This is a genomic window from Kitasatospora sp. NPDC101108 (assembly GCF_055584725.1).
This window is the reverse complement of the sequence record NZ_JBVJLM010000007.1, coordinates 333424-346706: the sequence shown is the minus strand read 5'-3', so window position 1 is coordinate 346706 and position 13283 is coordinate 333424. Positions and strand designations below refer to the sequence as shown.

The window sequence follows — 13283 nt, the reverse complement described above, 5'->3', positions numbered from 1 at the left end:
TACATCGAGCAGCAGCAACGGCCAGCTTGAAACGCTGCGGCCCGAGGCCGGAACGCTCCGCGCCTCGGGCCGCACGGGCTATCCCGGCCCTGAAGAACCGGGCTTGCGCCCGAATCAGGTGGGTCATCCCCGCCACCGATCTCGCCCGCGCCAAGGCCTTCTACACCGACGTCCTCGGCCTCAAGGTCGTCGAGGAGGGTGAGGAGGAACTGACCTGCGAATGCGGCGCGACCCAGTTCACCATCTACCGCACGCCCAGCGGCGGGCAGGCCGCCCACACCCTCGCCAGTTTCAAGGTCGCCGACCTCGACGGCGAGATGTCCGCCCTGGGTGAGCGCGGCATCACTTTCGAGGAGTACGACTTCCCCGGCCTCAAGACGGTCAACGGCGTCGCCGAGGGCGACGGAATGCGCGCCGCCTGGTTCAAGGACAGCGAGGGCAACATCCTCTGCCTGGCCCAGCGCGTCGGCCGGTAGCCCGGCCCCGGCTCACCCGTCCACGGACGGGAGAGCGCCGGTGCCCGGCCCGCTCCTCGGGAGCGGGCCGGGCACCGGAACGAACAGAACCCGTCAGCCCTGGTTGTCGTCACCCTGGCTGTTGCCGTCCTGGCACAGCTCGTCCGGGTTGATCGACCAGATGCCGCGCCCGAAGGTGGCGGCGTAGAGGCGGCCGTCGGGGCCGGTCTTGAGCTGCGGCACCGCGGTGGTGGGCAGGTTGCGGCCGAGCACCGAGAAGTCGCGCTCGCCCGGGGCGCGGTAGAAGACGGCGAGGTCGGTGCCGAGGGCGAGGCCGCCGTTCGGCAGGAGCTTGACCGAAGTCGCCGGGACGTCGGGCAGGTTGGCCGAGACGTCGGTCCAGGTGGCGCCGCCGTCGTGGGTCTCGAAGAGGTGGCCGTTGCCCGCCCCGGGACCCTCGGTCCAGGTCCGCGAGAAGCCGTTGATCGCGACGAACACGTGCTGGGCGTTCTTCTCGTCCACCGCGAAGGAGGAGATGTAGCGGTTGGGCACGGTGCCGTCGACGGGCAGGTTGAGCTGGTGCCAGCCGGTGCCGTCGGTGTTGCCGACCGCGATGCCGCGGCTGAAGCCCTGGTTGTTGCAGGGGCCGCACCAGCCCGCGTACACCGTGCCGTTGACGGTGGCCACGGCGGTGGCGACGTGTCCGGCGCCCAGGTCGTAGGCGGAGGTCCACTCGCTGCCGCTGCGGATCGCGTAGCCCTTGTGCTGGACCCAGATGTGCCGGCCGCCGGCCACCCAGGTGTTGGGGTCCTTGGGGTCGCTGGTCATCGGGGCGATGAACCGGGCGGCGCTGGTGTCCTTGTCCGGCGGGGCGACCTCGTAGGAGGTGGCCTTGCTCGGGTCCTTCGTCCAGCTCCCGTCGTTGACGGCGCAGTTCTGGGTGACCCACATGTCGAGGTAGACGTACTCCTCGGCGATGTTGCAGCCGTTGGCCGGGTCGACCATGGTGTCGCCGCCGTCGCCGCCGAAGTTGGAGCCCATCACCTTGTCGTGGGCGCGCAGGACGGACTCGCCGTTGTCCTGCAGGCCGCCGCTGACGATGACGCCCCTGCCGGACTTGTCCGCCGGGTCCTTGCCGACGCCGACCGAGTAGTACTGCAGGGTGTCCATGGTGCCGTCGTTGAGCGACGTCCAGTCCCTGCCGTGGCCCCAGGCGTCCAACTGTCCGTTGCCCGGGCGGCGGTAGATGCCGCCGTCGTTGCCGACGTAGACGTTCACCCTGCCCTGGCTGCTGCCGAAGGCGACGGCGTGCTGGTCGGAGTGGACGGTCGGCGAGCAGTCACCGGTCTGCTTGCTCGGGTCGATGCTCCAGCACGGGAAGCCGTTGTTCCAGTACGGCCCGACGGTCGCCCACTTGGCACCGCCGTCGGTGGTCTCGAAGACCTCCTCCAGCCCGGCGTAGACATGGTCCGGGTTGGCCGGGTCGACCTGGAGGGACTGGTTGTACCAGGACTGGATGCCGGGCTGGTAGCCCGGGTCCTGAAGGGCGGAGCCGGACCCCTTCAGCTTGTCCTTGTCCGCGATGAGCGTCCACGGACCGTAGGGCGAACCGGACTTGGAGACGTAGATGCCCTTGAGCCCGGTGTCCGGGTTGTGCGCCATCACGTCCGGGGACTGGTCGATGGCGTAGTAGCGCGAGCCGTCCGCCGAGCGGGCGAAGGTCACGTTGCCGACGTTCGCGGCGTCGGTCGGAAGGTCGCCGAGCCCGGACACCCGCTGCCAGCTGCCGTCCGCGGCCCTGCCGTAGAAGCCGTTGTAGCTGTCGCCGCCGCGCCAGCCGACCGCCAGGATCACCTTGGACGGGTCCTTGGGGTCGATCGCGATGTCGTTGGCGATGTTCTTGTACGGCGCGCTCGGGTCCTTGGCCTTCGGACCGCCCGGCAGGTAGTCCGGGTTCGGCGCGAACTCCAGCGTCCACGGGCCGGACAGGTCGGCCGTCGAGTGGCTCCAGACGCCCCGGCTGGTGGCCGCCCACACCTTGCCGCCGCCGAAGCGCAGCGCGTGGATGATAGTCGACTCCAGCTCGGCGCCACCGACCCGGTTGCCGGGCTGGAACTTCCCGTGCTGGGGGTCGGAGAGCACGTACACGCCGGTGCCGACGTACGAGGTGGCGCCGGTGTTGGACTCGCCGGTGGCGTACCAGAGCCGCCCGCCCTCGTCCAGGTTCAGCGTGCCCGTCGACAGCGTCGGCAGCTTGTCGGCGATGGGCTCCCAGTGCCCGCCGCCCGTGCGGGAGCGGAACACGCCGCCGTTGGCGCCGCCCGCGTAGACGTAGCCGTTGCTGTCGGCAGCGATGCCGGTGATCCGGCCGGTCACCAGCCCCGCGCCGCCGCTGGAGTTGGAGTTGACGTCCCGGTAGCGCGGGTCGTCCGAGTTGTACGGCTTGTCGGTGACGTGCCTCCAGTCGCCGTCGGTGTGCGGCATCGACTGCAGCTGCGACCAGGCCGCACCGTACGCACCCGGCGCGACGACGCCCGGCGCGGTGCGCGCCTCGGTGTACTGGGCGACGCCCTCGGCGGAGTTCTCCGCCTCGTCGCCACCGTCGCCGGCCGCCGAGTCGGCCTTGGGGCTGAAGGTCGACCGAGTGCTGGTGGCCGCGGTCTTCTTGGCGTGCTGCTTGCCGATGTCCGCCTGGTGCTGCACCTGCCAGGGTTGCGGTGCGGACGGCGCCGACGGTGCGGCGAGCGCCTGGCTGGTGGTCAGTCCGAGAGCGGTGAGCGTGACGGCGCTCAGCAGCAGCCGTCGGTGTTGCCTGATGGGCACGGGTGCGGTCCTCCCCTGTGGCCGGCCGCGCGGTCGCGCGACCCCGGCGAAACAGGGGGCCAAGCCTGGTCGGTGCGCGTCACCCGGGGAAGATCCGTACGGTAAGAAACGGTTAAGAGCCGTACCGTTCCGAACAGTTGGTATTCACGGAATGCCCGACAACCGCCACAATCCGACGCCCGGTCAGCCGGTCAACTGTTCAGCCCTGGCGGCCCTGGCGGCGTTGTCGGCGTTGTCGGCGTTCTCAGCCCCGACGCGGCCGAAGGCGCGAACGCAGCCACCGCAGGAGCGCACGCCCCGAGGCGACCGGGTCGAACTCCCCCGGCCGCTCCCGGGTCAACGGGTAGCAGGCGAGCCCGATCAGCACCGCGCTGAGATGGCCGATGCCCGCGCGAGTCCGGAAGAGGCCGAACAGGTACACGGCCAGCACCCCCGCCAGGTACAGGTACCGCCAGAGCCGCACGATCAGGTAGGTGAGCACCCCGACCACCCCGGCGAGCGCGTAGCTGACGCCGTAGTCGAGCGTGTAGACCGCCTTCGGCGCGGCCAGCCCCCGGTGGATCGCCCAGCCGAGGACGCCTTCGCTGAGGTAGGTGGCGCCCACGTGCGCCAGCACCGCCACCGAGAGCCAGCGCAGCGTGCCCAGCCAGCGTTCGGCGGGCACATGGAAGAGGTTGTAGAGCGCGAAGTAGCCCAGCCAGCCGCCGCCCGCGATCCACAGCGCGCTGGTCGCCAGCACCCGGGCCGGCGAGACCTGCAGGTGGTGCAGGTTGGTCGAGCGGCGCTGCAGGATGCGGTCGGCCGTCGCCGGGTCGACGTGCCGGATCACCTGCGTGGTGACGAGCAGGATCGCCAGCCAGATGTAGGTGCCGGGGGCCCGCCGGACGTAGCGCCACACCGCACGGGCCGCCCGCGCCCACCAGGCCTCCCGGCGCGTCTGCGGCACCCTGGTGGCGCTGCCGCTCATCGGCGCCTCCTCGACAGTCCTCCTCACCCTCGCCCGCCTCGGGCTCCACCCGCCGCTGCGACGAGCCGTACGGGTGATCAGCACCGGCCGCCCGCTCCCGCCTCCGTTCCCTGCTCCGCCCGCCGCCCAGGCGCCGAGGCACCGAGGCGCCGCCGAGGGTGTCCGGCCGCGAACCGGCGCCACGGCGGCCCTCCCGAACTGGCATAGGCTGGTTCTCCGGCCGCCCGTGGAGCCGCCGGGCACCGGACACCGCACAGCAAGGGCGCCAGGCACCATGAGGGACCGCGTCGGAACGACCGAACTGACCGAACCGACCGAACCGACCGAGCCAACGGAACGGACCGACAGCGACTCGGCCGCCGCCGCGGCGCGCTCCGGAACGGCCGCGCTCAGGGCGAACGCCGCCGCGACGGCCGTCCGCCTGCGGCTCACGACGGTCTACGTGCTCCTGCTGACCGTCACCGCCTCCTGGCTCGCCACCCAGGGGCACGCGGAGCGGGCCCGGTTCGTCCGGCACAACAGCAGCAACGTCCATCACATGCAAGTGGGCAAGTGGTGGACGCTGTTCACCAGCGGCCTGGTGGTCGACGGGGTCCCGGCCTGGGCGGGCATCGCCGCCGTCGCCGTGGTCCTGGGCCTGGCCGAGTGGCGCTGGGGCCCGGCCCGCGCGGGCGCGGTCTTCGCCTTCGGGCACGTGGGCGCGACCCTGCTCACCGAGGGCGCCATGTGGGTGATGCTGGTCGCCCGGATCCCGGGGGCGCTCTCCCGGGCCCGCGATGTGGGGATCAGCTACGGGCTGGTCGCCACCGCCGGCTGCCTGCTGGCCCTGGGTCCGCCCGTGCTGCGCCGGTACGGCCTGCCGGCCCTCGCCCTGGCGCTGGCCGGCGCCTGGGCGACGGACCAGCAACTGGCCGACGCCGGACACCTGGTGGCCCTCGGGCTGGGTGTTCTCGCCTCCCGCACCCCCTGGCTGGCGGCCCGCGCCGGTCGCCCGCTCCCCCGGGGCCGGCGCCCGCGGGAACGGCACCGCCGGGGCCCGCAGGACCGGGAACCGAGCCTCACCCCCTGACCGCTCCACCGCCGCACCGCCGCACCACAGACGGGCCGGACCCCAACCCCCGGGAGTCCGGCCCGTCCCGCATCCGCCCCCAACCGGCCTTCCGCTCCACCGACTTGGCCCGTCCGCAACCCGCCCGGAACCCGTCCGATGCCCGCCCGGAGCAGTCTTCGCAAGCGGCCGCCCCGACCGACGCGTTCGTATGCTCTTGCGGTACTCTGCAAATCTATGCCAGAGTGCGGGCATCGGATCAATCAGGCCGAATCGCCTCACACGTCGCTAAATCAGGAGCCCGCGCCGCGCGGGTGGGTCAAGGGTGCATGCATGTCGAAGGTCTTGAGCAAGCTGCCGGTCGGTGAACGGATCGGCATCGCATTCTCCGGTGGGTTGGACACCTCCGTCGCGGTCGCGTGGATGCGCGAGCACGGCGCCGTCCCCTACGCCTACACGGCCGACATCGGCCAGTACGACGAGCCGAACCTCGCCGACGTCCCGGCCCGTGGCCGCGCCTACGGCGCCGAGCAGGCCCGCCTGATCGACTGCCGGGCCCCGCTGGTCGAGGAGGGCCTGGCCGCCCTCGCCTGCGGCGCCTTCCACATCCGCTCCGCCGGGCAGACCTACTTCAACACCACCCCGCTCGGCCGCGCCGTGACCGGCACCCTGCTGGTGCGGGCCATGCAGGAGGACGGCGTCTCCATCTGGGGCGACGGTTCCACCTACAAGGGCAACGACATCGAGCGGTTCTACCGCTACGGCCTGCTGGCCAACCCCAACCTGCGGATCTACAAGCCGTGGCTGGACCAGGCCTTCGTCGACCAGCTCGGCGGCCGCAAGGAGATGTCCGAGTGGCTCGCCGAGCGCGACCTGCCGTACCGCGACTCCGCCGAGAAGGCCTACTCCACCGACGCCAACATCTGGGGCGCCACCCACGAGGCCAAGCGGCTGGAGTTCCTGGACGCCTCGCTGGAGATCGTCGCCCCGATCATGGGCGTCGCCTTCTGGGACCCGGCCGTCGAGATCCAGACCGAGGACGTCACGGTCGAGTTCGAGTTCGGCCGCCCGGTCCGGATCAACGGCCGTGAGTTCGACAGCGCCGTCGAGCTGGTGCACGAGGCCAACCGGATCGGTGGGCGGCACGGCCTCGGCATGTCGGACCAGATCGAGAACCGGATCATCGAGGCCAAGAGCCGCGGCATCTACGAGGCCCCCGGCATGGCGCTGCTGCACATCGCCTACGAGCGCCTGCTGAACGCGATCCACAACGAGGACACCCTCGCCACCTACCACACCCAGGGCCGGCGCCTCGGCCGCCTGATGTACGAGGGCCGCTGGTTCGACCCGCAGGCGCTGATGCTGCGCGACAGCCTGCAGAAGTGGGTCGGCCAGGCCGTCACCGGCAGCGTCACGCTGCGGCTGCGGCGCGGCCAGGACTACTCGGTGATCGACACCCAGGGCCCGCACTTCAGCTACCACCCGGAGAAGCTGTCGATGGAGCGCAGCGTCGACGCCGCGTTCGTCCCGGACGACCGGATCGGCCAGCTGACCATGCGCAACCTGGACATCGCCGACTCGCGCAGCAAGCTGGAGCTGTACGCGGGCCACGGCCAGCTGTCGCAGTGGAGCGGCCTGATCGGCGAGCTCGCCCCCGGCGGCGCGGCGCCGATCGCCGCGGGCACCGGCCACGAGGCGGAGTCCACCGCGCTCGACCACGCGGCGATCGAGTCCGGCACCGACTGATCGGGCGCAGCCCGTCCGGCCGGTCCATGGGGCCGTCGCACCGCACCGGTGCGACGGCCCCCGGCGGTTCCGCGAGCGGAAGGCAGCCGCCCTCGCTCGAACGGCCGACCCGCCGTGCACGACGCCCCCGCAGGTAGCTGAATGGCGGACGGCGCCCGCCGACGGGAAGGCAGGTCCGGGATGGGTGAGGCGATCGGTCCGGTGCTGGCCTCGGCGGTGGCGGTCGCGCTCAGTCCGTTGCCGTTGATCGCTGTGCTGCTGATCCTCGCCTCGCCCCGCGGCCGGACCAACGGGCTCGCGTTCACGGCGGGCTGGGTGCTCGGCCTGGCAGCGGTCGTGGCCGCGGTGGTGGCGGCGGGCAGCGCGCTGGACCCGGCCGACGGCGCACCGACCTGGCCGTCATGGCTGAAGCTCGCCCTCGGCGCCGCGCTGCTCCTTCTGGCGGCCGAGCAGTGGCGCGACCGTCCCCGCCCGGGGCACGTCACCGCGCCCCCGGCCTGGCTGCTGGGGATCGACCGCCTGACCCCCACCAGGTCCGCCGGACTCGCCGTGGCCCTGGTCGTGACCCGTCCCAGGACGCTGCTCCCGGCCGTCGGCGGCGCCGCCTCGATCACCGTCGCCCGGCCCGGCACCGGGGCAGCAGCCGCGGCCGCCGCCGTCCTGGTGCTCATCGGCTCGCTGGGCACCCTCGTGCCGCTCGCCGTCCAGCTCCGGGGCGCCGACCGCGCCGCCCACGCCATGGGCGAGTGGCGCGCCTGGACGGCGGCGCACAATGCGGCGATCATGACCGCCGTCCCGCTCGTGCTCGGCGCCGACTACCTCGGCAGCGCCCTCTCCGGCCTCACCTGACCAGCGCCCTCCCAGGGGTCCGGGCCGCCCCCGCACCCCGTCACGGGATCCGGGCCGTCCCCCGCCCCTCAGCGGATCCGGGCCGCCCCCCGCCCCCGTACCGCCCGTACGCCCAGCCGCCCGGCGGCGCCGGCCCCCGGCCGTGCCGCCACCGCCTCCCGCAGGGTCAGCAGGATCTCCCCGTCGTAGCGTTCCGCCAGCAGCCGGGCCAGCTCGGCGGCGCAGCCCGGACGGGCCCGGGGGGCCAGTTCCGGCAGCCGGCCCGGGTCGCTGAGGTCCTCGGCCTCGGCGGCCCAGCGGGCCGCGTCGCGCAGCTCGCCCTCGGCGGCGTAGTGCACGGCCAGGCAGTGGACGGCCAGGTGGTCGCCGTACTGGGCGGCGATCCGCCACCAGAAGACCCCGTCCGCCGTACGGCCCATGCCGTAGAGCAGGCAGCCGAGGGTCCGGAAGGCGGCCTTCTCGGCGAGTTCGAGGTCCAGCGCCAGCTCTCCCGGCTCCGCCGCTCCGGCCACTCCCGCGCACAGGTGCCGCAGGTCGCGCCGCAGTTCCGAGCGCCCGGCGGTCCGGGGACGGTCCCCGGCCGCGGGGGCGTGCGGCGGCCGGGCGGCCGCGGGCGGCCGGACCGGGCGGCCACGCCCGGCCGGAACGGCCCGCCGGGCGGCGGCCAGCCGCTCGGCCAGCCGGCGGGTGAAGGCCGCCGGGTCGTGGTCGTGGAAGTCCCGGTCCAGCTCGGCGGCGTGCGCGTGCAGCAGCGCGGTGACCCTCATGTCGCCTGCTCGTCGTCCGGGTGCTCCAACAGGTACTCCAGGTGGCGCCGCCCGAGGCTGTAGTAGGTGCGGGCGGTGGTGTGCGCGATGCCGAGCGACCGGCCGATGTCGGGGTAGGACAGGCCGGCCTGGCGCAGCCGGACCACGTCGGCCTGGACCGGCGCGGCCCGCGCGAGCTCGTCCATCGCCCAGTCCAGGGCGTCCAGCTCGGCGAGTTCCTCCAGTTCGTCCTGGCTGGTGTCGGGGCGGCGCTGGGCGATCACCCGCAGCCGCTTGCGCTCGGCGCGGCGGCGTTCGCGCAGGACGTCGACCACGGCGTCCTTGACGATCTTGAAGGCGAAGGCCTGCGGGTCCTCGCTGGCCAGGGCGCGTCGCCAGTTCTTGTAGAGCGTGGTGCCGGCGTTCTGCACGGCGTCCTGGGCGTCCTCGCGATGGCGCAGTCGCTGCTGGGCGTAGCGGAGGTAGCCGGTGTTCTCGCGGGTGTAGAACGCCTCGAAGTCGTTCGGCAGGTCGTCGAGCGGGTCGGCCCGCAGGCTCCGCTCCTCGCCCGGCCCGGGAGTGTTCACACGCCCCCCTTTCCTGGGTCAGCTGGCCGGCCCACCGGGTGGCACGCCGACGGCCCTCTTGGGGGCTCGTGGTGTAACCGTCCGGGAGGCGCGGGTTGTTGACCGGATCGGGCGGACAATTGGCGAAGGTTTCCGTTCACTTTCGAACAGTGCCGCTGACCTGCCCGTTCGCACCCCCGGACCACCACCCGACGGACCCTGCGTGACCCAGATCACATTCCGCCGCAGGCTGGCTTGACAAGCCCCGCGGCGACCCCGTCGCGATCGGCCGACGGCCCTACGGCGCCGGCTCCACCTCCGCCGAGTCCAGCGCGACGGTCACCCGGTCCAGCAGCTCCTGCAGCGCGGCCAGGTCCTCGACGGGCAGCCCGGTCGCCGCGAGCAGTCGGCGCGGCACCTGGCCGGCCCGGGCGCGCAGCGCCGACCCCTCGGCGGTGAGGGTGACGGTGACCGACCGCTCGTCCTCCTGACTGCGCTCCCGGCGCACCAGTCCGGCCGCCTCCAGCCGCTTGAGCAGCGGGGAGAGGGTGCCGGAGTCGAGCCGCAGGCGTTCGCCGATCCGCTTGACCGGCAGCTCGCCGTCCTCCCAGAGCACGAGCATGACCAGGTACTGCGGATACGTCAGCCCGAGATCCCGGAGCAGGACCCGGTAGACGCCGCCGAAGGCGCGTGAGGCGGCGTTGAGCGAGAAGCAGATCTGCTGGTCGAGGCGGAGCAGTTCCTCGTCCGCCATGCCGGGGAGCGTGGTCATGACCCCATGGTACCGATCGGAGTCGCGCGATTGAGTTGTGCGCAATTGAGTTGCGTGCTCTACTTGTGGAGCGGCCGGCAGCCGGGCCTCGAACAGGGACCGGCCCGCCGCCGAAGCACCACGACTTCGCACGCCCCCGCGCACCTCCACGCACCACGGAAGCGCATCACGAAGGGACCCACCATGGACGCGCTCTACACCGCAGTCGCCACCGCCAACGGCCGTGAGGGCCGCGCCGTCAGCTCGGACGGCCAGCTGGACCTCACCCTCGCGATGCCGCCCGCGCTCGGCGGCAGCGGCCAGGGCACCAACCCCGAGCAGCTGTTCGCGGCCGGCTACGCCGCCTGCTTCGCCAGCGCCCTCGGCCTGGTCGGCCGGCAGGCCCGGGTGGACACCAGCGAGGTCTCGGTGACCGCCGAGGTGTCCATCGGCAAGGACGACGCCGGCTTCGGCCTGTCCGTCGTGCTGCGCGTCGAGCTGCCCGACGCGCTCTCGGGCGAGAGCGGCCTGCAGCTGGTCAAGCAGGCCCACGAGGTCTGCCCGTACTCCCGCGCCACCCGGGGCAACATCCCGGTCGAGCTGGTCGTCGAGTAAGTCGGGCCCGTTCGCGCCGTGAGGCCCGCCGCACCCCGCGTGCGGCGGGCCTCACCCGCCCTCCGATGCCCCCGCCTCCCCCGGTCGACCCGGTCAGCCGCCGCGGGGCCCGGCAGGCCCACCCGGCCCGGCAGGCCCGGCCGGTCCACCCGGCCCGACGGGCCCGTCCGGCGAGCGCAACGTCTGCAACCGGTGCCGGTACTCCTCGGCGTCGATCTCGCCCCGCGCGAACCGCTCCGCGAGCAACTGTTCCGGAGCCGGACCGTGCGCCCAGCCCTGCGGCCCGCCGGGCCCGACGCCCGCGGCGCCGAAGCCGTGCGCGATCGGCTGCCGCGAGCGGGAGACGTACCGGAACAGCGAGACGGCCAGCAGAACCAGCACCGCCAGGATGATCAAGGCGATGATCGCCATGACGACGATGCCCCAGCCGCCCGGCCCCGCGTATCCGGGCCCGTAGCCGTGCCAATGCCCATGCCTCATCAGGACCTCCTCCTCCGGCCCACCGGGCCCGCCGAGGTGTTCGGCGCCGGAACCACCCGGGATGCCGTGACGACTGACCGCCGTACGGCCTGAGCTGCCGTGCCGCCCGGGGTGATCAGCGCCTCATCACCATCGTGCGCCCGCGCCCCGTCAAAGCGCCGTGAAGAAAGCCTGAGAAAACGTTCCAGCGATCCCGCCCCGCCCACCGGGGTAGCGTTGCCACCCATGAGCCACCACCCACCCGACGATCACCGCTCCCCCGAGCAGCTCGTCGCGGCCGCAGTGCTCCGCCGCCACGCCGACGGCCGTCCCCACCCGGCGCTCGGCCACTCCCCGATCGCCTACGTCTCCACCGCGCTCTGGAACGAACTCGCCGCCCTGGCCATCGCCCCCAGCGCCGCCGAGGCGACCGCCACCGCCCTGCTGCGCGAACTCGCCGACCGCGCCGTGGACGCCGCACTGGCGCCCGGCAACGAACGCGCCCCGCACGACGACCTGTACGTCACCGACCCCGCGCACATCGGCCGGCACCGCCGGACGGTATGGTTCCAGCGCTCCGGCCCGGGCGGCCCGATCACCGCCGCCTTCGCCCCCTGAGGCGTGGCCCGCGGACCGAGCCCCCTCGGTCAGCGCTCGACCGTCAGGCTCTCGCAGACCCAGCTCAACCGCTCCGGCCCGCCGAACGGCGGCCGCTCGTGGTAAGTGCCGTCGGCCACCGAGAGGTTGACGATCAGATAGGCGTGCCAGTCGGCCCCGACCCCGTGCAGATCCGCGTAGACCAGTCGGTCCTCGACGTACCAGTCCACCGAGTTCGCACCGAGCACCACCCGCAGGCCGAAGTTCGCCCCCGGGCCGATCCCGACGCCGCCGCCGTGCCAGTAACGGAAGCCGCCCCGAACGTGGTTGGAGATCTCCAGCAGGTCCGGATTGTCCGGGTGGTACTCGAAGACGTCCACCTCGTTGCCGCCGTCCCGCCAGGTCCAGATCGCGGGCCAGGCGCCGATCTCGACGGGCAGCGTGACCCGCGCCGAGAGCACGTCCCCGGTACGGACCTGGAAGCCCTCCGGACTGCCCTCGGTGGTCAGCAGGTTGCAGGTCCAGAGCCCGCCGGTGCGGCGCCGCACCGCTGTGAACACCCCGCCGGGGCAGTACTCGTGGCTCAGGTAGTCGAGCTTGTGATCGCTCCGGTTGGTCGGCCCCATCCGGGGGTACGCACTGCTGCGCCCGGCGATCCACTGCCTGGTCGAAGTGAAGTCCGCGTCGAAAACGACTGCCACGGCCGCCTCCCCAATGCTCCGGCGCCCCGGCAGTCCGAACCGCCGGGCACACAGAGTGAGTTACCCGGTACACTCCGCAGTATGCGAACCGGACCTCCGCGGTCCGACGCGAGCGGGACGCGCAGGGGCGACCGCAGCGGCCAGGGCAGGCACGACGGCCAGGGCGGCCAGGGCGGCCAGGGCGGCCAGGCAAGGTGACCGGCGCAGCGGGACGATCAGCCGATCGACGCCGTGGCTCCCCCGGCCTGGAGCCGGTCGGTCACCGAGACCACCCCGTCCACCGAGCGGCACAGGTTCAGCACGATCGGCACCAGGTGCGCCTCGGGCACGGTGCCGCTGAGCACCACCCGCCCCTGGTCGACCTCCACCCCGATCTCCGCCGGGCTGATCCCTTCGATCCGGCCGAGCACCTCCTCGACGATGTCCCGCCGGATCATCCGGTCCTCGCGCAGGAACACCCGCAGCAGGTCACCGCGGCTCACCATCCCGATGACCCGCCCCTCCTCGTCCAGCACCGGCAGCCGCTTCAACCCGTGCCGGCTCATCAGCCGGGCCGCCGCGACCACACTGGTGTCGGGCGTGGTGCAGACCGGCTGCGCCGTCATCAGGTCCGCCGCGGTGACCTCGCCGCCGTGAGCCGCCTTCGCCGACTCGGGCGCGGGCAGCAGGCTGCCCGGGTCCTCCTGCGCGGCCAGCGTGCGCAGCAGGTCCGCCTCCGACACCAGCCCGAGCGGCCGCCCGTCCGGGTCCACCACCGGCACCCCGGTGATGTCGTACTCGGTCAGCAGCGTGACGATCTCCCGGAAGCCGGTCTCGGGGGCGACCCGGACCACAGGACTGGTCATCACGGATTCGACGGTGGCATGCGGCACGCCGGTTCACCTCGTCCAACGGTGCTGGTCCGACCGGGCGCGGATCGCCCGGGCCGGTACCGGCAGCATGGCCTCCGGCCGCCCGGAC

At 73.1% G+C, this 13283-nt stretch carries 14 protein-coding genes; 6 read left to right on the top strand and 8 right to left on the bottom strand.

Going from position 1 to position 13283, the window contains the following annotated elements:
- Nucleotides 1-476 (top strand): VOC family protein (locus ACZ6Z8_RS18850; RefSeq protein WP_465611110.1); only part of this gene is annotated, 476 nt, incomplete at its 5' end.
- Between the two features lie 93 nt (nucleotides 477-569).
- On the opposite strand, the gene ACZ6Z8_RS18845 is transcribed toward ACZ6Z8_RS18850, so the two are convergent.
- The gene (locus ACZ6Z8_RS18845) at nucleotides 570-3278 is read right to left on the bottom strand and encodes a glycosyl hydrolase (protein WP_465611108.1); all 2709 of its coding nucleotides are present in this window, start codon (nucleotides 3276-3278) and stop codon (nucleotides 570-572) included.
- Nucleotides 3279-3522: 244 nt separating this feature from the next.
- Nucleotides 3523-4245, bottom strand: a complete 723-nt coding sequence (locus tag ACZ6Z8_RS18840) for a rhomboid-like protein (protein WP_465611106.1) — start codon at nucleotides 4243-4245, stop codon at nucleotides 3523-3525.
- 274 nt (nucleotides 4246-4519) lie between these two features.
- Between ACZ6Z8_RS18840 and ACZ6Z8_RS18835 the strand changes: the two genes are divergently transcribed.
- From ACZ6Z8_RS18835 to ACZ6Z8_RS18825, 3 genes are all read left to right on the top strand, one after another.
- Entirely contained in the window at nucleotides 4520-5314 is a 795-nt protein-coding gene (locus ACZ6Z8_RS18835; protein WP_465611104.1) for a rhomboid-like protein, read from the top strand.
- 312 nt (nucleotides 5315-5626) lie between these two features.
- The gene (gene argG / locus ACZ6Z8_RS18830; RefSeq protein WP_465611102.1) at nucleotides 5627-7039 is read left to right on the top strand and encodes an argininosuccinate synthase; all 1413 of its coding nucleotides are present in this window, start codon (nucleotides 5627-5629) and stop codon (nucleotides 7037-7039) included.
- Between the two features lie 180 nt (nucleotides 7040-7219).
- Nucleotides 7220-7888 (top strand): GAP family protein, encoded by a 669-nt coding sequence (locus ACZ6Z8_RS18825; RefSeq protein WP_465611100.1) that lies wholly within the window; start codon nucleotides 7220-7222, stop codon nucleotides 7886-7888.
- 68 nt (nucleotides 7889-7956) lie between these two features.
- On the opposite strand, the gene ACZ6Z8_RS18820 is transcribed toward ACZ6Z8_RS18825, so the two are convergent.
- The 3 genes from ACZ6Z8_RS18820 to ACZ6Z8_RS18810 form a co-directional block, all read right to left on the bottom strand.
- A complete protein-coding gene (locus ACZ6Z8_RS18820) occupies nucleotides 7957-8655 on the bottom strand; it encodes a hypothetical protein (RefSeq protein WP_465611098.1) in 699 nt (232 codons plus the stop codon).
- The gene (locus ACZ6Z8_RS18815) at nucleotides 8652-9221 is read right to left on the bottom strand and encodes an RNA polymerase sigma factor (RefSeq protein ID WP_465611097.1); all 570 of its coding nucleotides are present in this window, start codon (nucleotides 9219-9221) and stop codon (nucleotides 8652-8654) included. The genes ACZ6Z8_RS18820 and ACZ6Z8_RS18815 overlap by 4 nt, the downstream gene beginning before the upstream one ends.
- A gap of 277 nt (nucleotides 9222-9498) precedes the next feature.
- Complete coding sequence (locus ACZ6Z8_RS18810; protein ID WP_465611095.1) at nucleotides 9499-9972, bottom strand: MarR family winged helix-turn-helix transcriptional regulator; 474 nt, start codon at nucleotides 9970-9972, stop codon at nucleotides 9499-9501.
- Nucleotides 9973-10155: 183 nt separating this feature from the next.
- On the opposite strand from ACZ6Z8_RS18810, the gene ACZ6Z8_RS18805 reads away from it, so the two are divergent.
- Complete coding sequence (locus ACZ6Z8_RS18805) at nucleotides 10156-10566, top strand: organic hydroperoxide resistance protein (RefSeq protein ID WP_465611093.1); 411 nt, start codon at nucleotides 10156-10158, stop codon at nucleotides 10564-10566.
- A gap of 93 nt (nucleotides 10567-10659) precedes the next feature.
- Here ACZ6Z8_RS18805 and ACZ6Z8_RS18800 read toward each other — a convergent pair whose 3' ends face one another.
- The gene (locus ACZ6Z8_RS18800; protein WP_465611092.1) at nucleotides 10660-11046 is read right to left on the bottom strand and encodes an SHOCT domain-containing protein; all 387 of its coding nucleotides are present in this window, start codon (nucleotides 11044-11046) and stop codon (nucleotides 10660-10662) included.
- A 225-nt stretch (nucleotides 11047-11271) separates the two neighbouring features.
- Here ACZ6Z8_RS18800 and ACZ6Z8_RS18795 point away from each other — a divergent pair, with 225 nt between their 5' ends.
- The gene (locus tag ACZ6Z8_RS18795; RefSeq protein ID WP_465611091.1) at nucleotides 11272-11643 is read left to right on the top strand and encodes a hypothetical protein; all 372 of its coding nucleotides are present in this window, start codon (nucleotides 11272-11274) and stop codon (nucleotides 11641-11643) included.
- Between the two features lie 29 nt (nucleotides 11644-11672).
- Here ACZ6Z8_RS18795 and ACZ6Z8_RS18790 read toward each other — a convergent pair whose 3' ends face one another.
- Complete coding sequence (locus tag ACZ6Z8_RS18790; RefSeq protein WP_465611089.1) at nucleotides 11673-12323, bottom strand: LamG domain-containing protein; 651 nt, start codon at nucleotides 12321-12323, stop codon at nucleotides 11673-11675.
- Between the two features lie 215 nt (nucleotides 12324-12538).
- Nucleotides 12539-13168 carry a CBS domain-containing protein gene (locus ACZ6Z8_RS18785; protein ID WP_465611149.1) on the bottom strand — a complete coding sequence of 210 codons (630 nt, stop codon included), beginning with the start codon at nucleotides 13166-13168 and terminating at the stop codon, nucleotides 12539-12541.
- Nucleotides 13169-13283: the final 115 nt, after the last annotated feature.

Excerpts from the sequence above, each read along its gene's own strand:
- ACZ6Z8_RS18840 (WP_465611106.1), bottom strand. The coding sequence starts at position 4,245 with ATGAGCGGCAGCGCCACCAGGGTGCCGCAGACGCGCCGGGAGGCCTGG.
- ACZ6Z8_RS18835 (WP_465611104.1), top strand. The coding sequence starts at position 4,520 with ATGAGGGACCGCGTCGGAACGACCGAACTGACCGAACCGACCGAACCG.
- argG (WP_465611102.1), top strand. The coding sequence starts at position 5,627 with ATGTCGAAGGTCTTGAGCAAGCTGCCGGTCGGTGAACGGATCGGCATC.
- ACZ6Z8_RS18825 (WP_465611100.1), top strand. The coding sequence starts at position 7,220 with ATGGGTGAGGCGATCGGTCCGGTGCTGGCCTCGGCGGTGGCGGTCGCG.
- ACZ6Z8_RS18820 (WP_465611098.1), bottom strand. The coding sequence starts at position 8,655 with ATGAGGGTCACCGCGCTGCTGCACGCGCACGCCGCCGAGCTGGACCGG.
- ACZ6Z8_RS18810 (WP_465611095.1), bottom strand. The coding sequence starts at position 9,972 with ATGACCACGCTCCCCGGCATGGCGGACGAGGAACTGCTCCGCCTCGAC.
- ACZ6Z8_RS18805 (WP_465611093.1), top strand. The coding sequence starts at position 10,156 with ATGGACGCGCTCTACACCGCAGTCGCCACCGCCAACGGCCGTGAGGGC.
- ACZ6Z8_RS18800 (WP_465611092.1), bottom strand. The coding sequence starts at position 11,046 with ATGAGGCATGGGCATTGGCACGGCTACGGGCCCGGATACGCGGGGCCG.
- ACZ6Z8_RS18795 (WP_465611091.1), top strand. The coding sequence starts at position 11,272 with ATGAGCCACCACCCACCCGACGATCACCGCTCCCCCGAGCAGCTCGTC.
- ACZ6Z8_RS18785 (WP_465611149.1), bottom strand. The coding sequence starts at position 13,168 with ATGACCAGTCCTGTGGTCCGGGTCGCCCCCGAGACCGGCTTCCGGGAG.